The following is a 505-nucleotide window of genomic DNA, read 5'->3' as shown; positions in this document are numbered from 1 at the left end:
CAGAAATTGGCTCAGCACCCATTACTTTCGTCCAATGTTTGAAATCATCATTTTTTACGATTAACGTAATCGGTGATCCAAGTGTCATCCCGTGACGAACACCACTTACAATTTCAACTGTATCTGTTTCAATTTGCATGCGTCTTCCGCGTCCATGACCTTTTTGTCTTCTTAATAATTCTTTATTAATATGTTCCGCCGTAAGTGTCAAACCTGCTGGTACACCTTCTAAAATAACTGTTAACTGCGGTCCATGTGATTCTCCAGCTGTAATGTATCTCATTTCTCTTGCCCCTTTACTATTTTTTTGTACAAAAAAGTCCCTACTGAGCGCTCAGTAGGGACGATGTTTATCGCGGTACCACCCTAGTTGTAGACAACTGTCGTCTACCTCTCTTCTTCTTTAACGATCGGTTGACCGTCGTCCCCTCCATAAGTTGTCGAGAAAGATGCTCCAAGGCTGTAATTCATGCTTACCTTTGTACTGATTCACACCAGCCATCAG

Annotated in this window: 1 protein-coding gene and 1 other annotated feature; the gene reads right to left on the bottom strand. The window is 42.0% G+C overall.

From position 1 onward, the window contains the following. Positions 1-283: chorismate synthase (locus M3Z76_RS19740; RefSeq protein WP_295657594.1), on the bottom strand; the 283-nt coding region annotated here is incomplete at its 3' end. Between the two features lie 53 nt (positions 284-336). After that, positions 337-505 (bottom strand) — a binding site (T-box leader). This feature is flagged as partial in the annotation.

Source organism: Metasolibacillus sp. (assembly GCF_025291715.1).
Lineage (GTDB): Bacteria > Bacillota > Bacilli > Bacillales_A > Planococcaceae > Metasolibacillus > Metasolibacillus louembei.
The sequence above is the reverse complement of the archived record's forward strand: the minus strand, read 5'-3'. Positions and strand labels throughout refer to the sequence as shown.